Annotated in this window: 7 protein-coding genes; 3 read left to right on the forward strand and 4 right to left on the reverse strand. The window is 69.4% G+C overall.

Translation table 11 applies throughout. The features are described from left to right. Position 1 precedes the first annotated feature (1 nt). Positions 2-1,216: a TetR/AcrR family transcriptional regulator gene (locus ACWGCN_RS23485; RefSeq protein ID WP_452458121.1), complete on the forward strand. Its 1,215-nt coding sequence runs from the start codon at positions 2-4 to the stop codon at positions 1,214-1,216. Between the two features lie 81 nt (positions 1,217-1,297). Continuing rightward, the gene (locus ACWGCN_RS23490) at positions 1,298-2,713 is read left to right on the forward strand and encodes a DUF1254 domain-containing protein (RefSeq protein ID WP_452529099.1); all 1,416 of its coding nucleotides are present in this window, start codon (positions 1,298-1,300) and stop codon (positions 2,711-2,713) included. A gap of 20 nt (positions 2,714-2,733) precedes the next feature. Here ACWGCN_RS23490 and ACWGCN_RS23495 read toward each other — a convergent pair whose 3' ends face one another. Next, positions 2,734-3,477, reverse strand: coding sequence for a hypothetical protein (locus ACWGCN_RS23495; protein ID WP_452459140.1), 744 nt, complete (start codon positions 3,475-3,477; stop codon positions 2,734-2,736). A 203-nt stretch (positions 3,478-3,680) separates the two neighbouring features. On the opposite strand from ACWGCN_RS23495, the gene ACWGCN_RS23500 reads away from it, so the two are divergent. Continuing rightward, entirely contained in the window at positions 3,681-4,484 is an 804-nt protein-coding gene (locus ACWGCN_RS23500) for a HEAT repeat domain-containing protein (protein WP_452459141.1), read from the forward strand. A 188-nt stretch (positions 4,485-4,672) separates the two neighbouring features. On the opposite strand, the gene ACWGCN_RS23505 is transcribed toward ACWGCN_RS23500, so the two are convergent. Genes ACWGCN_RS23505 through ACWGCN_RS23515 form a run of 3 tightly spaced genes read right to left on the reverse strand, consistent with a single transcriptional unit; the run spans position 4,673 to position 24,992 of the window. Beyond that, positions 4,673-4,888 carry an MbtH family protein gene (locus tag ACWGCN_RS23505; protein ID WP_056814159.1) on the reverse strand — a complete coding sequence of 72 codons (216 nt, stop codon included), beginning with the start codon at positions 4,886-4,888 and terminating at the stop codon, positions 4,673-4,675. After that, complete coding sequence (locus ACWGCN_RS23510; protein ID WP_452459142.1) at positions 4,885-7,011, reverse strand: AMP-binding protein; 2,127 nt, start codon at positions 7,009-7,011, stop codon at positions 4,885-4,887. The genes ACWGCN_RS23505 and ACWGCN_RS23510 overlap by 4 nt, the downstream gene beginning before the upstream one ends. Next, positions 7,011-24,992 carry a non-ribosomal peptide synthase/polyketide synthase gene (locus ACWGCN_RS23515; protein WP_452459143.1) on the reverse strand — a complete coding sequence of 5,994 codons (17,982 nt, stop codon included), beginning with the start codon at positions 24,990-24,992 and terminating at the stop codon, positions 7,011-7,013. The genes ACWGCN_RS23510 and ACWGCN_RS23515 overlap by 1 nt, the downstream gene beginning before the upstream one ends. Positions 24,993-25,098: the final 106 nt, after the last annotated feature.

Consider the following 25,098-nt stretch of genomic DNA (forward strand, 5'->3'; position numbering starts at 1 on the left):
TATGAATGTCAGCGAGTCTCGTGGGGCGCGTGGGGTAGCTGGGACTGAAGTTCGGCGGCGGCCGAAGAATCGCCGGGCGCAGATCGCGGCGTCGTCGGCGGTGGCGTTCGGCGCAGCCGGATATCACGGGGTGAGTATGGAGGACATCGCGTCCGGGCTGGGAATCAGTTCGGCCGCGCTGTATCGGCACTACCCCAGTAAGTACGCGTTGTTCCGGGAGGAGTTACTTCGGGTCGGGCAGGCGTTCACGGCATCGATCGTGGTGTCGGCCGAGGACACCCTGCCCGCGGCGCAACGGTTGCGGCACATGCTGACCGGGCTGATCGGCGCGACCGTCGAGAATCGGGCGACGGTGCGGCTGGTGCGATGGGAGGGCCGCTACCTCGAGCCGGCGGATCGGGTGGTGCTCGACGAGCAACAGGGTTCGGTGCTGGTCGCGCTCGACGAACAGCTGGCGATCCTGCGTCCCGAATTGACCACGGCCGAGCGGCGTATGGTCTCCACGGCGATTTTCGGCGTGGTCACCAGCATCGCCGATCATCACGCCGCGCTGCCCCTTCGCACGCTGAACAAGTTGCTCGGCTCGGCATGTTTGGCGCTCACCGACACCGCGTTGCCGCCTGCCGCAATCGTTTCGGAGCAGGGTGCCCGCGTCCAGATTCCCGACTCGTTCAAACATGAACTGCTGCTGCGCAAAGCGGTGGAGCTGTTCCACAAACGCGGCTATCCGAATGTGAGCGTGGAGGACATCGCCTCGGCGGCGGGATTGTCGGCGGCGTCGGCGGTGTACCGGTTCTATCGCGGCAAGAGCGACATCCTCGCCGCGGCCTTTCGGCGCGCGGCCGACCGGGTGTCGGGGGCGATCGGCCCCGCGGTGGCGAGCACGCCCGACAGCGGGGCCGCGCTGGACGTGCTGGTCGAGCAATTCGTCGCCGACACCTTCGACGAGCGAGCGCTGGCCGTCGTCTACTACGCCGAATTCGGGCACGTGCCCGCCGAGGAACGTGCCGTCCTGCGCAATATCCAGCGGTTGAGCGTGCAGGAGTGGGCGCGGCTGGTGCGCGATATGCGGCCGGAGCTCTCCGCGGCCGAGGCGCGTTTCCTGGTGCACGCGGCGTTCGCGATGGTCATCGACCTCGGTCAGCGCTTCGGCGACGACCCGATCGCCGGCCGGGCCAGGGTCGGATTCCTGATGCGGCGGGTGCTGCTCGGTTGAGGCAATTCACCCGTTGTGTATGAGGCGGTGTGTTGCTGACTCGTCATAGGCTCGGCGATCAAGCCTTCGAACGGAGCGTGCATGGATTCTCGCGCGAGCGCGCTGACCAGGCGATCGTTGCTCGGGCTCGCCGCCGCGGCCACCGCCGCGGCGGCGTTGCCCGGATGCGGTGACGCATCGGTTCCCGAGCCGATCCGCACCACCGGTCGCCCGGATCTGCTCGCCCGGGCGATCGACGCCTACATCTACGGCTATCCGATGATCCTGCTGGACATGATGCGCGCGGCGAGCGGGCCGATCAACGGCTTCGATCACAGCGTGCTGCCCGATCCCGACGATCGCGGGGTGGCCAGGCTCAGCCACGACATGGTGTATTCGCAGGCGTGGCTCGATATCACCGAAGAGCCGATCGTGCTCCAGATCCCGGGGATGGAACCCGACCGGTTCTGGCTGTTCCAGCTGGTCGACGGGTGGGCGAACACCGTGCACGACCTGACCAGCAAGACCCCGCGAACCACCGTGGACGCCGACGGCGCGCCCTTCACCTACGTCCTCACCGGGCCGCAGTGGTCCGGTGTACTGCCCGCGAACGTGACCCGGCTGCACATGCCGTCGTCGATGTGCACGATCGTCGCGCGGGTCCAGATCAACGGCACCGGGGACGCGCCGACGGTCAACCAGTGGCAGGAGAAGATGAAGCTGATCCCGCTCAGCGCGTGGGATCGCGGTGAACTCGCCGGGACGGTCAGCCGCGTCCACGCGATAGACCGTGGACCGGAGCCACCGACGAAGCGGATCGCCGCGTTGGACGGCCGCACCTATCTCAACCGCCTGTGCCGGCTGATGCTCACCGATCCCCCCGCTGCCGCCGACGCGCCACTGATGACGCAACTGGCCACGATCGGTGTCCAGCCCGGCGGGGTCCTCGACGACCAGCCCGCCGAAATCCTCGACGAGGCGGTGCGCCAGGCCCACCGCCGCATCGCCGACTGGACAGACCCCACCGCCCGCTCCGTCAACGGCTGGGAGATCCCCGTCGACCTCGGCACCTTCGGTACCGACTACCTCCGCCGCGCGGCCACCACCAAGCGCTCCCCCGCCCTTGCCCCCATTCGTGACGTGCTCTACGCGAACCGCGACGCCCCCACCACCGACGACCGGGGCAACCCACTGCGCTACCGAATCCGTTTCGAACCGGGCCGATGGCCTCCTGTCCACGCCTTCACCTCGATCACCGCCTACGACACGCAAGGTTTCCTGGTCCCCAACCCCGACACGATCTACTCGGTAGGTCACTTCCCCGCCGTTGTCCCCGCCCCCGACGGATCTGTGGAACTAGCCGTCCAGCACCAGGACCCACGTCCCACCGTCCCCACCGGCAACTGGCTCCCCATCCCCGCCACCGGCGACTTCTCCCTCACCCTCCGCCTCTACGCACCGCGCGAGAACGCCCTCGACGGAAAGTGGGAGCCGCCGCCGATGACCCTGGTCGACTGAGTCGGGCACGGATTGTCCGATCACCCGAACTCGACAACGGTGCCGTTCTCGATCGACACCCTCGCGGCCTCGAACAGCAGCAACCAGGTGATCAACTCCCGGTCGAACGGGTGCGACGAATCGCTGTCCAGCATCGTCCGGATCCTGCCGATCTCGGCGTCGGAGAGCACCCCATCGACCAGCTCGACACCCAAATACGGTGCGACATAGACGAGTTCGCGCATCAGCGCACTGCTCGACCCGACCATGCCACCGGCGATGTCGACATCCTCGCCGACGAAAAGCACGTCGTCGAAATCGACCGGTACGTAGAACCCTTCGCAATCCGAATGGCAGATCAGGTGGGAGTCGAAGGTGGATCCGACCAGGTTGATGGCGGGATCATCCGAAGCGCTGTCTCCGTCGGCGACGGGTGTCAGCGGCTGCTCGGGATACTCACGCGCTCGGGCATACGCGCGCCGCAGATAATGCACGAAAGAGTAGGGCACGCTCCCTATCCGAGCGCGGTCCACCGCCGGTCCCGCAACCCTCGGCTCATCGTGCGGAGCAAGCCCCTCCCGCACCAGTAGCTCGCTGAGCGCACGCAGTTGCTCGGTCAACGCATCGAGATACTCCGGGTCGCCGCCGTCTGCCACGGCAAACGCCAGCCCCCCGGTTCCCACTGAAAGTCCCATAGCCGCGAAGCTAGTCCGACCGTCTGACAGGTACCCGCACCCCGCTACGGTCAGACTCTTCCAGAGCCTGCAACTCGGCGTCAGAATCACGATGGCAGCGGACGCAGCTATCCGTTAGGGGGTCCGGTCAGCATTAGACGACATTGCATCGCTCACAGCAATTGCCCTGGTCGGCGCCTTCGTCGCCGAAATGGCCACGGGCGGGAAGCAACTCGTCGCCGATAGGTGTATCGAATAGGAAATGCGCGATCTCATGTCCAGAGAAAGCTTGGACAACTCGAAGGCGAGGAAGCATGCAAGACGACTCGGGTGACCCTGTCGAATCTCTCAGCTCCGGCAGGCAGGTAGCCGCGCTGATCGAACTGATCAAGGAAGATGATCAATCAAAGATTGATCTGGTGCTCCCTCTGTTCGGAAGTTCGGATATTGCAGTTCGAAGCGAGGCGGTCCGCGCGGCAGGGTTCCTTGGCGGAGCCTCCGTCGACGACGTTGGACCATTACTTGTCGGGATGCTCGAAGATCCAGACGAGCTCGTTCGCACCGAAGCGGCCGAAGCGCTCACTATGATCCAGTTCGCGCCTGCCGTCGGACCGCTGACATCGCATCTTCGATCCGACGATTCATGGATAGTCCGGGCGTCGGCGGCGGAAGCATTGGGACGCTATCCGGGAAGTTCGACAGCGGCGTTGTTCACATGTGCGGACGATGACGACGAGCTGGACGAGGTTCGCAGGTACGCGATTCACTCTTTGGGTCAGACCCCGATCAATGACCCCGACAATAATATGGAAGCCCTTGTCAATAAGCTCGAGAACGACCCCGATCTCGGACTGCAGGTTCGTCTCGCCGCCTACCGAACCGGAGATAGGTCACAGATCGACGCGGTGAAGAATGCCGCTGCAACGATGAGTGAGTTCGATGCAAGTTTGGTCCTCAATGATATCGATGCTTTCCTGGACCATCCACGCCCACCGACACTGGAGGCCGATATTCCGACCATTGGCAACATTGTCGACATCATCGCTCTCCGTTGGCCGTTCGAACGACCGCACGCCGCGAAAGTCCGGAACAGATTGCCCGACGTGGGGGGACAGTAGCTCATTCAGTTCATCGCTCCGCCTTCAAGCATGAGAATGCTACGAGACACCGTTCAAATCGCATGCGCCGATCTGTCCGGACCATCTCTTCGCCGAGGAAGACGTGGACCAGATCGTTGCTGGCGTCCGCAACATCCGGACGACACCCGTTCCCAGCCAACCCGAGAAATCTGCGGCGGGCTGATCCCTCAGGGTTTGTTGGACATGGCGGCGATGAGGGAGTTGGGGCGCATGTCGAGCCAGTGGGATTCCACGTAGTGGAGACAGGAGGTTCGGGGGGCGGCGCCGAAGGCTACCGACCAGCCGCCGGGGACGGCGGCGAAGGTGGGCCAGAGGGAGTGTTCGCCTTCGGTGTTGACCAGGACGTAGAACTGGGCGTTGTCGTCGTCGAACGGGTTGGTCATGGGGTGGCCTTTCCGAGGAGGGTGCCGAGGTGGGCTAATGCTGCTGGGGTGCCTTCGATTTCGTGGTGGGCGAGCTCGCTCGTGCGGAACAGGCGGTCGCTGTGGCTGGTGCGGGCGGGCGGGAAGTGGGGGGTGAAGTCGGTGACGGTGACGCCGTAGGCGGCGATGAGGGCGGCTAACCGGGTGGGGTCGGGCGGTTCGGTGAGGACGACGGTCGCGCCGACTCGCAGGGGTAACAGGTAGCCGTGCCAAGCGGTGGCGTCGCCGGTATGGGATTGGTGCAGATAGACATCGCGAGTGGTGAGGTGGTGGCGGGCCTGCATGGCGGTGACCCGGTGCACGGCGGCGGCATGGCTGATGGTGACGCTGTGCGTTGCGCCAGGGGGGAACAGCACGAAGGCGGGGTGCTGCGGCAGGATCGGAGCGCGATGTTCGCCGCGGGCGATGGGTTCGCTCGAATAGTTGGACAGAGATGCCCGATCGACCGTCACCGTCGGGATGTCGTAGGTGCCGAGGTGCTCGCGGGCGGCGATGGTCAGGGCCAGGGCCGGGTTGACGATCGGTGGGAGCCGGGGGTTCGCGGTGTCGATCGGTACCACGGTCCCACCGGCTTTGAGGACCGCGTATGCCGCGACCACGAACTCGATGGAACCTGGGACATCCACGAGCACAGCCGATTCCGGGCCGATGCCGAGCGCGGTCAGATGCCGGGCCAGCTGATTGGTGCGCCGGTCGAGGTCACCGTAGGTGATGATCGAGGTCGGGCCGTCGGTCGGCGCATGGACGACGGCCGGGTCGAAAGGGGTTGCGGCGGCTTGGGCTTCGAACTCGTCGAGCAGTAGTTCGTCGGCGAGACCGGTCGCGCGGGCGTAGGGCCCGTCATCGATGCGGCCGACGAATTCGATCTCGGCCGTCCAGGCGTCGCCCGGCGGCCTGCGGCGCACGAGGTCGCCGGTGGCGAACATGCGGTCGTCCACCGGACCGATGGGGTTCGCGAGGAAGGTCGCCGCGGTGGCCTGTCTGCCGACGTATCCGCGCGCCAATTGCACACCGGAGACATAGAGTTCACCGATTTCGCCGTCGGCTACCGGGCACAGGTGCTCGTCGAGGATCAGCAGTTCGACATCGTCAGCGGCCGATCCGAACGGGACCACCTCCAGGTCGGCGCCGGTCACCTCGTGCGCGACGAACTCGCCCGCCGTCTCGGGCCTGCCGTAGACGTGCCATAGCGTCGCACCGCTCACCGCACGCAGGGCGGCGGCGGTTTCCGCGAGCAGTGGCCCACCCGAGCCGAGCACCACGCGCAGCGAGTCCAGACGCTGCTCGGCATCGGGCAGTGCTGCCAGCTCGGCGAGCTCGGCATGATCGAAACATGCTGCGGTCACCTGCGTTTCGGCAATCGCGTCGGCGAGCACCGCCGACGGCGAAACCACCAGCGTGGCACCGGTTTGCAGCGCGAGCAGCATCTCCCCCACCGCGGCCTGGCCGGCCAGCGGTGCGTGCCAGAGCACCGAATCGCCGATACCGATACCGCAGAGTCGCTGGCGCCAGCTCGAATTGGCCTGCGCCGCGCGATGCCCGACGACGACGGCGGTCGCGGCAACGACATCGACGACCAGGTAGGCGGGGTTGTCCGCGCCCGGCCCCGGTAGCTCATCGGGGGTGACGTCGACCGTGGCGTCGGTGTGCACGACCGGGAACCCGGCGGGGTGCGGTGTTCCGTCGCTGGTGAGGATCAAGGCGGGCGCGGCCAGCGCGGCAGTGCGTCGCTGCACGTCACCGGGGCCGGTGGGGTCGAGCAGCACGAACGCACCGCCGGCGGCGAGCACCGCGTGCACAGCGACCACCAATTCCACCGAACGCGGGAGCGACACCGCGACAGTGGTTTCGGGGCCGACACCGTGCTCGAGGAGCGCGGCGGCCAACGCATCGACTCGCTCGGCCAGTTCGCCGTAGGTGAGACCGATTTCGCCGTCGCGGACCGCGAGGATGTCGGGTTCGCGGTCGGCGTAGGTGGAGAAGGCGGCGAGCAGAGTCGCCGGGTCACGTGGTCGATCGCCGTCCAGGTCACGCAGGAGCGCGGCGAGGGTGGCAGCGGTCGTGACCGAATCCGTGTGCGACATCAGAGTTGTCCTTCCGAGTCGTCAACCGACGCTGTCCCGGCGATTACCGCGGCAGCATCGGTCACCAGTGTTTGCAGAGTCGAAGTGAGACCGGCCGCGCCGAGTGCGGCGAGCACGCCGGGCACGAGGCCGGCCAGCGCGACGTTCACCAACGCTTCAGGTTTCATCTTCGCGCCCATCGCCCTGCTCACCGCGGCGAGCTTGGCGTCGAGTGCTCCGTAAGAGATGGCGTGCTCGCCGTGGGTGAATGCCACGGTCGCCGGCGCGAGCCGAGCTGCCGAGCCGACGAGGCCCGGAAGATCGGCGATGGTGTAGGTGGTCGGGGTCTTTTCGGCATCGGTGCGCAGGTCGATCGCGCGCACCGCCACGGTGGGGTCGGCGGCGACGGTGGTGAGTACCTTGCGGAATCGCTCGGCCATGGTCCGGACCGTCGACGCGTCGAACAGGTCTGTGGCGTAGCCGAAGTGAATGTCGAGGCCGTCCACCGCGCCGTCGTCGCGATAGCGCTGCAGGGCGGTGAGATGCAGGTCGAATTTGGCCTCGGTGAGCCCGGGGTCCAAGGTTTGGACGTGGAGGCCGGGGAGCTCGATACCGCCGGGCGGCATGTTCTGGAAGGTCAGCATCACCTGGAACAGCGGGGTGTAGGCGCCGGTACGGGTGCGACCCACGGCGTCGACCACCTGCTCGAACGGAACATCGGCATGGGACAGCGCGGCCAGATCGCGGCGCTTCGCCTGGGTGAGCAGGTCGGTGAACGGTGCGCGAGCGTCGACTTCGGTGCGCAGGGCGACGGTGTTGACGAACATGCCGACGAGGTCGTCGAGTTCGCGGGCGCCACGACCGGAGACCGGTGCGCCGATGGTGATGTCCGCGCTGCCGGATTGCTTGGCCAGCAGCACTGCCAGCGCGCTGTGGATCAGTGTGAACAGGGTGGTTCCGTTGGCGCGGGCCACGTCGTCGAGGCGGGTGGTGAGTGCGGAATCGATGTCGAATTCGATCGTCGCACCACGCATTTCACGACGGGCCGCGCGCGGGCGGTCTGTCGGCAACGCCAGTAGTTCGGGTGCGCCGGCGAGCTCGCGGGTCCAGTAGGCGAGCTGCTGGGTGAGCACACTGCCGGGGTCGGACTCGGAGCCGAGCAGGTCGCGCTGCCAGGCACTGAAATCGCCGTACTGGATTATCAGTGGGGCCCAGCCCGGTTCGCGCCCCTGGCCGCGATCCACGTAGGCGCGCACCAGGTCCCGGGTGAGCGGGTCGATCGAGTATCCGTCCGCGCTGACGTGGTGCACCACGACGACGAGGACGTGCTCGTTGTCGCCGAGGCGGTAGAGGGCGACCCGGATCGGGGGCGCGGCGGTGATGTCGAAGGGCTGCGCGACGAGCGCCGCGATCCGGGTTTCGACATCGGCGGGCGCCACCGGGAGAGGGGTGAGGTCGACGGCGGCGGACCAGGCGGGCATCACCTGCTGGATCGGGCCGTCGGTGGTGTCCGGGTAGCGGGTGCGCAGGGTGTCGTGGCGGGCCAGCAGGTCGGCGACGGCCGCCTGCAGGGCGGGTAGGTCGAGCTCGCCGGTCAGGCGGATGGCGGCCGGGATGTGGTAGGCCGAGGACTGTGGCGAGAGCTGGTGCAGCACCCACATGCGCTGCTGCGCGGGCGAGAGGACCGCGGGCCCTTCGCCGGTGCGCTTGGTCAGCGGGGGGCGGGCGATGGTGCGATCGGCGGTGGCGAGGTGCGCGGCCAGCGCGCCGACTGTCGGTGCGTCGAAGACCGCGGCCACGGCGACGTGGACGCCGAGCGCGGCGCCGAGGCGGGCAGCCAGGCGGGTTGCCATCAGCGAGTTGCCGCCGAGGGCGAAGAAGTCGTCGTCGAGTCCGGCGGCGGCGCAGCCGATCACCTCGGTGAACGTCTGGGCGACAAGCTGTTCGACCGCGGTGACCGGAGCGCGGAAGGCCGCTTCGGCGAACTGCGGTTCGGGCAGCGCCTTCCGGTCGACTTTGCCGTTGGCGTTGAGGGGCAGCGCGTCGAGCACCACCAGCGCCGCCGGAACCATGTAGGCGGGCAGGTCGGCGGCGAGCTCTCCGCGCAGGCGGGCGGCGATGGCGGGCTCGTCGCCCGGGGCCAGGTCCGCGACCGCCGCGTAGGCGATCAGGCGGGCACCCGCCCGCTCGTCGGTCGTGGCGATCGCGACTGCCGCCCGGACTTCGGCGCAGCGCAGCAGGGCTGTTTCGACCTCGCCGAGTTCGATGCGGAAGCCACCGATCTTGACCTGGAAGTCGGCGCGTTCGAGGTATTCGACCGTGCCGTCGGCGCGCCGACGGACGATGTCGCCGGTGCGATACATCCGCGAGCCGGTGTCGGCGAAGGGATTCGCGACGAACCGGTCGGCGGTGAGGGCATGGCGCCCGTGGTAGCCGCGGGCGAGCTGATCACCGGACAGATAGAGCTCGCCCGCGACGCCGATCGGGACGGGATGCAACCGGGCGTCGAGAACGTAGAGCGCGCTGTTCCAGACGGGAGTACCGATCGGCACGACGTGCGACAGATCGTGCGCCACTTCATATTCGGTGATCGAGACGGCTGCCTCGGTCGGGCCGTACAGGTTGTGCAGGACTGCGGTGGCGCCGACGGCACGGAACGCGGTGGCCGTCGCCGCGGGCAGGGCTTCACCGATCGCGAGGACGGCGCGCAACGAAACAGGCAGCGCGGGTGTCGCTTCGGTGGCCAGGAGCATGCCGACGAGCGAGGGAACGGCATGCAAGACCGTGACGCCGTGCCGGGTCATGGTGGCGCGCAGGCGGTCCGGGTCGCGTTCGTCGCCGGGGCGGGTGACGATCAGGGCACCGCCGGAGGTGAGGGGTGACCAGAACTCCCAGACCGAGAGGTCGAAGGTGGCGGGGGTCTTCAGCAGCACCCGGTCGGCGGTGGTCATGGTGAAGCGCTCGCGCAGCCAGCCGAGCTGGTTGACGATCGCGGCGTGTGGGACGGTGACGCCCTTGGGCACGCCGGTGGAGCCGGAGGTGAAGATGATGTACGCGGGATGCTCGGGGCGCAGCGGGGCGATGCGCTCGGCATCGGTCACCGGCTCCGTCGAGAGTTCGCGCAGCGCGCGGTGGTCCAGCTCGAAGACCGGAACGTCCACGGCGATCGGCAGTCCGTCGGCGGCGGTGGTGAGCACGCACAGGGGCGCCGCGGTGGTGACGAGGTAGGCGATACGGTCGGCCGGGTGGTCGGGGTCGATCGGCACGTACGCGCCGCCCGCCCGGACGACGGCGTGCATGGCGATGACGAGGTCGATGCCGCGGCGCATGGCCAGTACCACGGTGCGCTCCGGGCCGACTCCCTCGGCGATCAGGAGCCTGGCGACCTGGTTGACCTGTGCGTCGAAGGTGGCGTAATCCAGGGACTCGCCGGTTTCATCGTCTACCAGCGCGAGCGCGTCGGGGGTCAGGTCGCTCTGGCGCGCAACCAGTTCGGCGAGGGTGGTGGACTCGACGGGACGGGCGGTGTCGTTCCATGTTTCGAGCAGCAGCTCGCGGTCGGCACCGAGCATGTCGAGGTCACCGATGGCGGTCTCCGCCGCGCCGCTGACGGATGCGAGGATCCGGCACAGCTGACCGGCGAAGCGTTCGGCTGTTTCGGCGTCGAACAGCTCGGTGGCGTAGCCGAGGGCCATCTCGATCCCCGCCGGGGTGCCGTCCGCGGTGTAGTTGTCCAGGGCGAACAGATGCAGGTCGAACTGCGCGACACCGGCATCGAATTCGACAGCGGAGACGGACAGGCCGGGAAGTTCGAGCTGAGCGCGGTCGTGGTTCTGGAACGAGTAGCCGACCTGGAACAGCGGGTGTCGCGCGGTGGAGCGGGCGGGGTTGAGCACCTCGACCAACCGCTCGAACGGCACATCGGCGTGTGAGAACGCGGCGATGTCGGCGGCCCGCGCGGTGGCGAGCAGTTCGGTGAACGGGGCGTCGCTCACGACCGGGGTCCGCAAGACCAGGGTGTTGACGAACATGCCGATGACCTCGTCGAGCTCGGCTTCGCCACGGCCCGCGTTCGGGGTGCCGACGGCGATGTCGGCGGTACCGGAGATGCGGGCCAGCAGGGCCGCGAACGCCGCGTGCACCACCATGAACAGGGTGGCGCCGTTGTCGCGCCCGAGCGCGGACAGCGCGGCGTGCAGGTCGGCGTCGACGGTGAAACTCACCTTGTCGCCGCGCAGGGTCTGGCGGGCGGGGCGGGGACGGTCGGTCGGCAGGGCCAGCTGGTCGGGAAGTCCGGCCAGCTGGGTCTGCCAGTAGCCGACCTGCTGGGCGGCGAGGGATTCCGGGTCGGCTTCGTCGCCGAGCAGGTCACGCTGCCACAGCGCGTAATCGGCGAATTGCACGGCGGGCGGCGCCCAGCCGGGGGCGGTGTCGGCGAGCCGGGCGGTATAGGCCCGCATGAGGTCGGCGACGAACGGGGCGATGGAGGAGCCGTCGGCGGCGATGTGGTGCAGGACGCCGGCCAGCACGAATTCGGTGTCGTCCACCCGGAACAGCCGCATGCGCACCGGGATCTCGGTGGTGACGTCGAAGGTGGTCTCGGCCAGTTCGCGAATCGCGGCGGGAAGCGCTGCCTCGCTGGTCGCCACCGGCGTGAGCGTGTCGCCTACGGCCGCTTCGGTGTTCACCGGTGGAGCCAGCGTCGGCATCGCTTCGGCGGCAGCGACGATCGACTGCGCGGGTGTGCCGTCGACTTCCGGGTACACGGTGCGCAGCGATTCGTGGCGGGCGACCACGTCGGCCATCGCGGCGCGCAGCGCGGTGACGTCGAGCGCCCCACTCAGGCGCAGCGCGAACGGGATGTTGTAGGCCACCGAGGCGCGGTCGAAGCGGTTGAGGAACCACATCCGCTGCTGGGCCGGGGACAGCGGGAGCAACTCGGGGCGGGCCCGGCCGACCAGCGCGGGGCGATCGACCTTCGACTGGGCGTCGATCGCGGCGGCCAGTTCGGCGACGCTCGGCGCCTCGAACAGCATCCGGACACCCACGCGCCGGTCGAGCGCGGCGCCGATACGGGCCACCGCCTTTGCTGCCAGCAGCGAGCTGCCGCCGAGGGCGAAGAAGTCGTCGTCGGCGCCGATCGGCTGATCGTCGGCACGGCCGAGCACCTCGGTGTACACGGCGGCGATGATCTGCTCGGTGACGGTGGTCGGCCTGCGGTAGGTGGTGGTCTCGAAGACGGGGGCGGGCAGGGCCGCGCGATCGAGCTTGCCGTTGACCGTGAGCGGAATGCGCGCGACCGGCACGACGGCTGCCGGGAGCATGTGCTCGGGCAGGGTGCGTGCCAGCTCCTTGCGCAGGGCGGCGGTGTCGAGGTGGTCGGACTCCCCGACCACGTAGGCCACGATGCGCGGCTCGTCGACGAGGTCGGTCCGCACCAGCACGGCGACTTCGCGAGGTGCGATCGAGCTGTGCAGCAGCGCCGCTTCGATCTCGCCGAGCTCGACGCGGAAGCCACGGAGGTTGACCTGCTGGTCGGCGCGGCCGAGGTATTCGAGGTCGACGTGCGTGGCGCGCGCCGACGCGAGCGCCCCCGTGGCGTCGTCGGCCACGACCGTCCAGCGGGCGAGGTCACCGGACCGGTAGGCGACGGATCCGGCAGGACCGTAGGGGTCGGCGACGAAGCGGCTCGCGGTCAGGTCGGGTCGACCCAGGTAGCCACGCGCCAATTGCGGTCCGGAGACGTAGATTTCGCCGGGAACGCCGAGCGGGACGGGACGCAGGCGCGAATCCAGCACGCGCACTGTGAGTCCCGCGAGCGCGCCGCCGATCACACTGGCCGAGCCGGTGTGCGGGGTGATCTCCCGGTAGGAGGCGTGGACGGTGGTCTCGGTGATGCCGTACATGTTCACCATGCGGGGCGAGTCCGGGTAGCGGGCGAACCAGCCGGCGAGGCGTTGCGGTTCGAGCGCCTCGCCACCGAAGATCACTGTGCGCAGGGCGTATTCGGTGGGTGCGGGCGCGGCCAGGTCGGCGGCGATGAGCTGGTGGAACGCGGACGGCGTCTGGTTGAGAACGGTGACGCGTTCGGTGCGGAGCAGTTCGCGGAACTGTTCGGGCGAACGGGAGGTGAAGTAGTCGACGAGAACGATCGAGCCGCCGTGGAGCAGGGCGCCCCACAGTTCCCACACCGAGAAGTCGAAGGCGTAGGAGTGGAACATCGTCCACACGTCGGACGGTCCGAAGCCGAAGCGCTGCGCGGTGTTGTCCAGCAGCGCGATGACATTCGTGTGCGGGACGACGACGCCCTTGGGGCGGCCGGTCGAGCCGGAGGTGTAGATGACGTAGGCGGCGTTGGCGGGAGCCAGCGGGCTACGCCGGTCCGCGTCGGTCAGGGCGTCGGTGCCGAAGTCGGACAGGTTGTCCGCGCCGGGATCGATGACCGGACCACCGAACCAGTCGTGCGCCAGGCCGGTGTCGTCGTTGGTGATCGCACACTGCGGGCGGGCATCGTCGAGGACGTATTCGATGCGATCGGCGGGGTAGTTGGGGTCGATCGGCAGGTAGCCCCCGCCTGCCTTCAGTACGGCGAGCAGAGCGACCGGCAGCTCCACCGACCGCGGCAGGGTGACCGCTACCAGCGATTCCGGGCCGACGCCCGCGGCGACGAGTCGGCGGGCGAGACGGTTGGACCAGGCATCGAGCTCGCCGTAGGTCAGCGCGCGCTCGCCCGCTTTCACGGCGATGGCGGTGGGGTCGAGGGCGGCGACGCGGGCGAACCGGTCCACCATGGTGTCGGCGGCGGCCACCGATTCGCCGGTGGACGACCAATCGTGCAGGGTGCGCTGCTGTTCTTCGGCGCTGAGCAACTGGATGTCGCCCACCACGACGGTCGGGTCGGCGACGACGGCGGCCAGCACCTGAGTGAAGCGCCGGGCCAGCACGGCGACGCTGCCCTCGTCGAACAGATCGGTGGCGTAGGCGATCTCGATGGACATGCCGTTCGCGCGGCCATCGATGTCGTCGGATTCGCCGAGGGTGAACTGCAGGTCGAACTTCGCCACGGCGGCGTCGAAATCGAGAGATTCCACGCGCAGGTCCGCGGCCTCCAGCGCGGGAACGGTGAAGTTCTGTAGCGCCAGCGCCACCTGGAACAGCGGGTGCCGGTTGCGGGCTCGCGCCGGGTCGATGGCATCGACGACCTGCTCGAACGGGACGTCGGCGTGCGAGAGGGCGTCGAGGTCGCCGGCCCGGACGGCGTCGAGGGTCGTTTCGAATTCGGCGCGCGGGTCGATCTGGGTGCGCAGTACCAGGGTGTTGACGAACATGCCGATCAGCCCGTCGAGGGCGGCCTCGCCGCGGCCCGCGACCGGTGTGCCGATGGCGATGTCGCTGCCCCCGGACAGGCGGGCCAGCAGGACCGCGAGCGCTGCGTGCACCGTGCTGAACAGGGTGGCCTCGTGCTTGCGCGCGAGTTCGCGCAGTTCACTGTGCAGATCGGAGTCGATCTGGAAGCGGTGGACGGCGCCACGGAAGGTGGACTCGGCCGGGCGGGGACGGTCGGTGGGCAGGTCGAGCTGCTCGGGGAGACCGGCGAGGCCATGGCGCCAGAACGCCAGTTGGGTGTGCGCGAGCGACGCGGGATCGGCTGTCTCGCCCAGGTTTTCGTGCTGCCAGAGGGCGTAGTCGGCGTACTGGACGGGCAGCGGCGTCCAGGTGGGGGTGGCGCCCGCGCGGCGCGCGGCGTAGGCGGCCATCAGATCGGCGGCCAGCGGGCCGAGCGAGAAACCGTCGGCGGCGATGTGGTGGACCACCAGAACCAGCACGTGGTCGGTGTTCAGCGCGAACAAGGCCGCGCGGAGCGGGACCTCGGCGGTGAGGTCGAATCGGACCGCGGCGCACGACAGCAGGCGTTCGGGCAACTCCGTCTCGGTGATCGCCTCGGGCCGCAGAGTGATTGCGGTGGCGTCCGAGATCACCTGTTCGGCGCCCTCCGGCCCCTCCGGGTAGCTGGTTCGCAAGGTTTCGTGCCGGGCGACCACATCGGCGAGAGCCGCTTCGAGGGCAGCGAGGTCGAGGTCGCCGGTGAGCCGCAGCGCGACGGGGATGTTGTCGACAGCGTCGCCGATGCCGTCGACGTCGGCGAGGTAGCGGTTGAGGAACCACATCCGGCGCTGCGCCGCGGACAACGGAATCCGCCGGGGCCGTTCCCGAGTGGTGAGTTCGAGCCGCCCGCCGGTGCCGCGCAGGGCAGTGCACCGGTCGGCCAGATCGGCCACCGTCGGTGCGTCGAACAGCAGCCGAACCGGGATCTGGGTGTCGAGGGCGGCGCCGAGGCGGGCCGCGACCTGGGTGGCGTTGAGGGAGTTGCCGCCGAGGGCGAAGAAGTCGTCGTCTAGACCGACTTCGCGGTCGGCGGGGAAGCCGAGCACCGTGGCGAAGGTGGCCGCGACGATGCGCGCGACCTCGGTGGACGGCGCGCGGAAGACAGCCGCCTCGAAACTCGGTGCGGGCAGCGCCTTTCGATCGAGCTTGCCCGACGAGTTGAGCGGGAACTCGTCGAGAACGACGAAGGCCGCGGGGACCATGTAGGCGGGCAGGGTGCGGCTGAGCGTGGACTTCACCGCATCGACGTCGACATGCTGTGCGGCGACGAGATACGCGACCAGGGTCTCGTCGCGCACGATCACCGCGGCCTGGGTGATCTCGGGAACCCCGGAGAGCACGGCTTCGATCTCGCCGAGTTCGATGCGCAGACCACGCAGCTTCACCTGGAAGTCGGTGCGGCCCAGGTACTCCAGCTCGCCGGCCGACGTCCAGGTGACGAGGTCACCGGTGCGATACATGCGCTCGGCGGTGGTGAACGGGTTGGCGACGAAGCGGTCGGCGGTGAGGTCGGCGCGGCCCGCGTAGCCGCGAGCGAGCTGGGCGCCCGCCAGATACAGCTCGCCGGGCACGCCGACCGGGACCGGGCGCAGGCGGCCGTCGAGGACGTAGACCTGGGTGTTGTGCACCGGCGCACCGATCGGCACGGTGACGGTATCGGCGTCGATCACCTCATGGAAGGTCACGTCCACCGCCGCCTCGGTGGGGCCGTACAGGTTGTGCACAGCCGTCCCCGTGAGCCCGCGCAGCAGCTGGGCGGGCGCGGGCGCCAGTGCCTCGCCGGAGGCGAACACCAGCCGCAGCGATGCGCAGTCCCCGGCGGTCCGCGTGGTCGCCTCGTCGGCGTGCGCACTGTCGAGCACCGCGACGAAGACCGACAGCATCGACGGGACGAAGTGGGCGACGGTGATCCGCTCGTCGGTGATCAGCCGGATCAGATAGGCGGGGTCGCGGTGACCGTCCGGACGGGCGAGCACGAGCCGGGCACCGATCTGCAAGGGCCAGAAGAACTCCCAGACCGAGACGTCGAAGGTGGCCGGGGTCTTCTGCAGCACGGCGTCGTCGGGGGTGAGCCGGTAGGCGTCCTGCATCCACACCAGTCGGTTGACTATCGCGGCATGGGAGACGACGACGCCCTTGGGTGTGCCGGTGGAGCCCGAGGTGAAGATCAGGTAGGCGGCGTTGTCCCGGGTGAGCGTGGCCAGGCGGTCGGCGTCGGTGATCGGCTCGGCCGAGTAGTCGGTGGTGTCGACCTGCTCGAGATCGAGAACCGCGCAGTGCTCTCCCGTCGCCTCCACCCCGGTGAGGTCGAGGTCGTCGCTGCGGCGGGTCAGTACGCAGACCGGGTCGGCGGCGGCGATCACCTGGGCGATGCGCTCGGCGGGGTGATCCGGGTCGAGGGGCACGTAGGCGCCACCGGCGGCGATGACGGCGTACATGGCGACGACCGAGTCGATCGAACGGCGCATGCCGATTGCCACGGTGCGGTCGGGGCGCACGCCGATCGAGATCAGCAGGCGGGCAAGGCGATTCACCGCATCCGCGAACCCGGAATAGCTCAGCGACTCGCCCTCGAGGGTCACCGCGGTCGCGTTCGGGGTGCGCTCGGCCTGCGCCGCGAACAGCGAGGCCAGCGTCATGCGTTCGTCGACCGGGTACTCGGTGGCGTTCCAGGCGCCGAGCACGCGAATACGCTCGTCGGCGTCGAGGAGGTCGATGTCGCCGATCACGACGTCGGGATCGGCGGTCACCGTATCCAGCGTCCGCAGGAAGCGGGTGCCGAAATCTGTGATGGTCTGCGCGTCGAAGAGGTCGGTCGCGTACTCGAAGCGGGCGAGCAGGCCGTCGGTGGTCTCGCGCAGCGTGAGGTGCAGGTCGAATTTGGCTGTGTGGGTATCGATCTCGAGCTCCGTGGCGGTCAGGCCCGCGAGTTCGAGTTCGGTTCGGGAGTTGTTCTGGAAGTCGAGCATCACCTGGAACAGCGGGTGCCGGGCGGTCGATCGCTCGGGGTTGAGCACCTCCACGAGCCGGTCGAAGGTGACGTCGGCGTTGGCGAGGGCGCGCAGGTCGCTGTCGCGGACGGTGCCGAGCAGTTCGGCGAAGGTGGCGTCGGGGCGGATCCGGGTGCGCAGCACGAGCGTGTTGACGAACATGCCGACCAGGTCGTCGAGCGCCTGGTCGCCGCGACCGGCGACCGGGGTGCCGATCGAGATGTCCTGCTGACCCGACAGTTCGGCGAGGGTGGTGGCGAAGGCGGTGTGCAGCACCATGAACAGCGAGGCATTGGCTCGCGCACCGATGCCGCGCAGTCGGTCGATGAGCTCGGCGGGCACCGTGAACGCCTGGCGCGCACCGCGTCCCGAGGCCACGGCCGGGCGCGGTCGATCACTCGGCAGCGAGAGCAGGTCGGGCAGGTCGGCCAGTTCCGTCGTCCAGAACGTGAGCTGGCGTGACAGTGCGGATTCGGCGTCGTCCTCGGCGCCGAGCGCATCGCGCTGCCAGAGGGCGAAGTCGGCGTACTGCACCGGCAGCGGCGTCCACTGGGGTGCTGCGGCGGCCAGGTGGGCGGCATAGGCGACCATCACATCGCGGGTCAGCGGCGCGACCGACCAGCCGTCGGCGGCGATGTGGTGCAGCACGAGGACGAGGACGTGCTCGTCGGTGCCGGTGTGCAGCAGGTGCAGGCGGACCGGGGGTTCGGAGTCCACCGCGAACGGGACGGCGGCCAGCGCGCGGATCCGGTTGCCGAGGTCGACCGGGGCGATCGCGCGCGGTTCGAGGGTGATTGTCAGCTGGTCGGCGTCGAGCACCTGCTGGAACGGGATGCCGTCGACGGCGGGGTAGCGGGTCCGCAGCGCCTCGTGTCTGGCGAAGACCGCGGCGACGGCCGCGTTCATCGCGGCGTAGTCGATGACGCCGGTGAGGCGGATGGCGGCGGCGATATTGTCGGCGACCGATTCGGCGTCGAACTGGTTCAGGAACCACATGCGCTGCTGCGCGTAGGACAGCGGAATCCGGTGCGGCCGTTCGCCTGCCACCAGCGCGGGCCTCGGCGCGACCGCGTCCGCGGTGCCGAGCAGGGCGGCGAGCGCGGTGACGGTCGGCGCCTCGAACAGCGACTTCAGCGAGACCGTGCGGCCGAGCGCGGTGCCCAGACGCGACACCACCTGGGTGGCGACGAGCGAGTTGCCGCCGAGGGCGAAGAAGTCGTCGTCGGCGCCGATCGGCGCGGCACCGAGCACCTCGCCGAAGACCTGGGCCACCACGGACTCGGTGCCTGCGGCGGGCGCGCGGAACGAACGCGCGGCGAACACCGGCTCCGGCAGGGCCTTGCGGTCGAGCTTGCCGTTGGGGGTGAGCGGCAGGGCATCGATCACCACGAACGCGGACGGCACCATATGCGCGGCGAGGGTGCCGCGCAGGGCGGCGGCGAGCGCATCGATCAGCTCGTCGGTCTCAACAGCGGGCACGACATAAGCGATGAGCTGATCGCCTCGGTGCGGGTCGGCGCGCACCAGCACCGCGGCCTGACGAACCGAGGGCTGGGCGAGCAGGGCGGATTCGACTTCCCCGAGTTCGATGCGGAAACCCCGGAGTTTGACCTGGTCGTCGTTGCGGCCCAGGTAGTCGAGGGTGCCCTCCGGAGTCCAGCGGACCAGGTCTCCGGTGCGGTACATGCGCTCCGACGACGCCCACGGGCAGGCGACGAAGCGGGTCGCGGTGAGTGCGGCGCGGGAGCGATAGCCGCGCGCGAGCTGGGCACCCGCGACGTACAGCTCGCCCGCGACGCCGACAGGGACCGGCCGCAGCCGGGAGTCGAGGACCCACTGGGTGATGCCGCGCAGCGGCGTGCCGAGGGTCAGCGGGGAATCGGCGGTGAGCGGGGCGCTGATGTTGGTGGCGACGGTGGTCTCGGAGGGGCCGTAGGCGTTCACGAACGCGCGGGGAACGGGTCCGGCGGTCCAGCGGGCGATCAGGTCGGGCGGGCAGGCTTCGCCGCCGACCATCACCATGCGAAGGGCGTCGAGCGGGGTGGGGTCGAGCACGGACAGACCGGACGGGGTCATCAGGGCGTGCGTGACGCGCTGTTCCGAAAGCAGCTGGGCCAGTTCTGCTCCCACGTGCCGCCCGGGCGGGGCGATCACCAGCGTCGCGGCAGAATTCACCGCGAGCAGTAGTTCCATCACCGAGATGTCGAAGGACGGGGAGCCGACCTGGAGGACGCGGGCGTCGGCGGTGCCGAACATGCGCGCGGTTTCCTCGGCGGCGAAACCGGCGATACCCGCCTGGGTGACGAGCACGCCCTTGGGCAGGCCGGTCGAGCCGGAGGTGTAGATGACATAGGCGAGGTGCTGGGCGCGCAGGGGTCGCACGCGGTCGAAGTCGGTGACGGGATCGCTGGAACGCCCGGCGCATTCGGCCATCAGCTTCAGCTCGTCGAGGACCAGCCAATCGAGCGGGCCGGGCAGCGCGGACAGCGACTCGGACACTGTAAGACCTAGTCGGGCCCCGGAATCGGTCACCATATGGGTGATCCGATCGAGCGGGTAGCTCGGGTCGACGGGCAACCAGGCGGCACCGGACTTGGCGATCGCCCACACCGCGAGCACCGACTCGATGGAGCGGGGGATGCCGACGGCGATCACGTCGTCGGGGCCGGCGCCGCTGTCGATGAGGACCCTGGCCAGGCGTGACGACGCCCGGTCGAGTTCGCGGTAGGTGAGGGTGCGGTCGCCGTCGGTGACGGCATCGCGATCCGGGTCGGCGGCGACCGCGCCGGCCAGGAGGTCGGGTAGCAGACCGGTGGCGGTGACCGGTGTGCCGCGCATGCCGGTGAGCTGGGAGTGTTCGGGCGCCGACAGCAGCGGTAGGTCGCCGACCGCGGTGTCCGGCGCGGCGACGGCCGCGGCGAGTAGCCGCACGAAACGCGCACCGAGGGTCTGCATCTCGGACGCGTCGAACAGGTCGGCGGCGTACAGGGTGACGGCGTCGATGCCTGCGGGTTCACCTGCGGCACCGCGTCGTTCGGCGAGGGTGAGCTGTAGGTCGAACTTGGTGATGTCGAGCTCGATCTCGCGCACCGTCACCGGCGAGCCCGCCAGGTCGAAGGTGGTGTCGAGGACGGCCTGGAAGTTCAGCGCCACCTGGAACAGCGGGTGCCGGGACTGCGAGCGGGCCGGGTTGACCACGTCGACCAGGCGATCGAAGGGAACGGTGGCATGCGCGAAGGCGGCCAGGTCGGTTTCGCGGGTGTGCTCGAGCGCGGCGACGAAGCTCGCGGCGGGGTCGACCTCGGTGCGCAACACCAGGGTGTTGACGAACATGCCGATCAGGTCGTCGATGGCCCGGTCGCCGCGGCCCGCGACGCCGGTGCCGATGGCGATGTCGGTGGTGCCGGACAGTCGGGCGAGGAGCACCGACAACGCGGTGTGCACAACCATGAACAGCGAGGCGCCTGCCCGCTGGGCCAGCCCGGCGAGCTGACGGTGCAGATCGGCGTCGATGGTGAAGGCGGTGCGGGCGCCGCGCATGCTCGGCTCGATCGGCCGCCGGCGACGCGAGGGCAGCTCGAGCTGGTCGGGCAGACCAGCCAGAGTCCGCTCCCAGAAAGCGATTTCGCGGGAGGCAAGCGACTGCGGGTCGGTTTCGGCACCGAGGAGCTCGCGCTGCCAGAGGGCGTAGTCGGCGTACTGCACACTCAGCGGCGACCAGCCGGGGGCGACGCCGTCGGTGGCGGCGCGGTACGCGGTGAGCACATCGCGGACGAGCACCTGCAGCGAAACACCGTCTGCCGCAATATGATGCAGCACGACAGCGAGGACACACTCCTGCGCCGCGACGCTCGGTGTCCGTGGTGCCGAGTTGTCCACAGTTGTGTCGGGGGCCGGAACAACGAAGATGCCCGCACGCACCGGTGCTTCACGTTCGAGGTCGAACCCGGTACGCGCGAAGCGGGTGAGCTCCGCGTCGAGGTCGGCGGCCTGCACTTCGACGGGGTCGCCGAGACGGACCAGCCCGGCATCGCGGACGACCTGCTCGGCGACCTCACCACCGGGAGTGCCGACCGCGGGGAACACTGTCCGCAGCGCCTCGTGGCGGTCGACCACCGCGTGCAGGGCCGCGACCAGGGCCGGGAGATCGGCGGTGCCGCGCAGGCGGATGACGAACGGCATGTTGTAGCCGGGCGCCGAGGGATCGAAGCGGTTGAGGAACCAGATCCGTTGCTGTGCGGGCGACAGCGGGATCAGCGCCGGGCGGGGGCCCGCGGTGAGCACCGGGAGCTGGGCCGAGACGCCGGTGTCGTCGCGATCGGCGATGGCGGCGGCGAGGCGGGCCACGGTGGTCGCGCCGAACAGATCGCGTACGCCGAGGCGGCAGCCGAGGTCGGCGCCGAGGCGGGCCGCGACCTGGGTGGCGACCAGGCTGTTGCCGCCGAGGGCGAAGAAGTCGTCGTCGCGGCCGATGCGGTCGAGGCCGAGGACCTCGCCGAATACCCTGGCCACCGTCTGCTCCACCGGGCCGACCGGTTCGGCGTAGGTGACGACCGTGCGGGTGGGAGCGGGCAGGGCCTTACGGTCCAGCTTGCCCGACGCGTTCACCGGAAGGGCCTCGAGCAGCACGAACGCCGCAGGCACCATGTAGGCGGGCAGCGCGCGCAGTGCGGTCTCGCGCAGATCGTCGATCGACACCGAGCCCGGCTCGGCTTCCACGACATAGGCGACCAACTGCTCGCCGACGCCCGCGTCGTCCCGGACCAGCACTACCGCGCGCGCCGCGGCGTCCACGCTCTCCAACACGGACTCGATCTCGCCGAGCTCGATGCGCAGCCCGCGCAGCTTCACCTGGAAGTCGGTGCGCCCCAGGTATTCCAGCTCGCCGTTGGTGGTCCAGCGGACCAGGTCACCGGTGCGGTACATCCGCTCACCCGGCAGTGGATGGGTGGCAGTGCTGCCGGAACCACCGTCGGGCAGCACACGCCCGGAATCGGCGGCGACCACCGCGGGCGCGGCGACGAACCGTCCGGCGGTGAGCTCGGGACGTCCGACATAACCCCGGGCGAGCTGTACCCCCGACAGATACAGCTCACCCGGAGCCCCGACCGGAACGGGCCGCAGCCGTGAGTCGAGAACATGGAGCCGGGTGTTGAACACCGGCGCGCCGATCGGCACCGTGACCCGGTCGCTGTCGTTCACCTCGTGGAAGGTGACGTCGACGGCGGCCTCGGTCGGGCCGTAGAGATTGTGCAGGCGAGCGCCCGTCAGCAGCCGCAGCCGCTGGGCAGGCGCGGCGGGCAATGCCTCGCCGGAGGCGAAGACCAGCCGCAGCGAGGTGCGCTCGGCGATTTCCTGTTGGGCCAGGAACACTTCGAGCATCGAGGGCACGAAATGTGCGACAGTGACGCCGTATTCGCTGATCACGCGGCGCAGATAGCCGGGGTCACGGTGGCCGTCCGGCTCGGCGAGCAGCAGCGTCGCACCGATCTGCAAGGGCCAGAAGAACTCCCACACCGAGACGTCGAAGGTCATCGGCGTCTTCTGCAACACCACGTCGACCCCGTGCAGGCGGTAGGTGTGCTGCATCCAGACGAGGCGGTTCACGATCGCGGCGTGCTCGACCGCGACGCCCTTGGGCAGACCGGTGGAGCCGGAGGTGAAGATGACGTAGGCGGGATGGCCGGGGCGCAGCGGCGCGGTGCGGTCGGCATCGGTCAGCGGGGCGTCGTCGTAGTCGCTCAGATCGAGGGCGTCGACGGCCAGCACCGGCCGTCCGTCGACAGGTGCACTATCGCGGGTGGTCGTGAGCACGGCCGCCGGTGCGGCGGTGGCGAGGATGTGGGCGATGCGCTCAGCCGGATGATCCGGGTCGATCGGCACGTAGGCCGCGCCGGCGGCGAGCACCGCGTACATCGCCACCACCAGTTCGGGCGAGCGCCGAATACTCAGCGCCACCAGCGATTCCGGCCCGATGCCGTCCGCGCGCAGCCGCCGGGCCAGCCGGTTGGCCCGCTGCGCCAGCTCGCGATAGGTGAGGGTCGCGTCCGCCGAAGACACGACGGCGTTGTCCCGACCAGCGTCGGCGTGCGAGGACGTCGCCATCCGCACGGCCACGTCATCGGGGGTGCGCGCGACCTGGGCCTCGAACACGGCGGGCAGAGTCGCGACCGGCACCGAACGCTCGGCCAGCGCGGCGTCGATGTCGAATCGGGTGGAGTTCCAGATCCGGGTGCTGACCTGCAGCTCCAGTTCGGTTGCGACCTCGATCGCGCCGAGCGCGGTGTCGAGGTCGGTAGCGGCCAGCCGCTCGAGGAAGCCGAGGAAGCGGGCGTGGTGCCTGGCCAGGGTGTCGGCGTCGTAGAGATGCGGGTTGGCCTCGAAATCGACGTGCACCCGGTCGCGGTCGCCGTAGTAGACGTTGAGACTCAAGTCTTCGATCGGGCCAGTGGACAGCACCCGGTAGCGGCCGGTGGTGGTGCCGAGGGTGAGGTCACTGCGGAAGAGCATGAAGTTGGCGAGCGGGCCGAACAGCGCGCGCCGGGCGGGGCGGCCGTCGTCCTCGGCGTCGCGGCGGATGTCCTCGGCACGGTAGCGCTGATGACGCAGCGCGCCCGCCACCTCGACCCGGGCCGCGCGCAACAGTTCACCCCAGGTGGCGGGTGAGCCCGCCGCACCCGTGGGAAGTCGCAGCGGCACGATATTGGACAGCATCCCCGCCGAGCGGCGCATGACCGCGGTGGTGCGAGCGGTGACGGGCAGGCTCAGTACCGCGTCCGGCCGGTCGGTGAGGCGGCCCAGGTAGGCGGCGAAGGCGGCCAGCAGTACCGCGGAGATGGTCGAATCATCGCTGGCGGCAATGGTTTCCAGACGGTCGACCAGCTTTTCCGACAGGCGCCCGCCGGTCACCAGGTTGATCGCCGAACGCGGCGCGGTGCGGCCGTCGAGCGCGGTGGGGCTGTCCAAGCCCGCGATCCGCTGAGCCCAGTGCTCACGATCGCCGACGAAACGGGTGCTCTCGCGGTAGCGCTGTTCGCCCTCGACCAGCGCCGACAGCTCACCCGGCACCACCTCGCGCGCCGGGGTGTCGAGCATCCGCGCGGTGTACAGCTCGGCGATGCGCTGAGAGTTGGTGAAAGCGCCGTACCCGTCGAGCACGATGTGGTGGCCGCGCAGGTACCAGAACCAGCGGGTCTCGCCGACGCGCAACACCGCGCCCGCCACCAGCCGGTCGGTGAGCAGGTCGATGGGGGCGCCGAATTCCGCGCGCATCCATTCCTGCGCGGCGGCCACGGGGTCGTCGTGGTGGCGCAGGTCGATCAGCGGCAGCTCCTGCTCGACCGCGATGGTGTGGTCGACGTACTGGTGCGGGACACCGTCGAACTCGCCGATGCGCACCAGCGGTGAACCGTAGGCGTGCGCGGCCTCGGCCGTAACCTGCTGCAGCACAGCGGCATCGAGCTCGCCGTCGATATCGACGTACTGGGCGATGGTGATCGGTACATCGGGGTCGAGCAGCTGTGCGTACCAGACACCCAGCTGGGCCGGGGTCAGCGGAAACGGCAGACCGACGACCCGCGCTTCCTGTGGTCGCGCACTGAACCCACCCAACTCCGTACCGTGCACCAGAGCCTCCTCGTATCGCGAAAGAACAGCAGATCGAATGTTTTCGGGCAGCACGAATACACCTCGCGCAGCGAAAGATTCGATATGAACGCGGTGGGCGTGCCGC

This window comes from Nocardia sp. NPDC055050 (assembly GCF_053608345.1).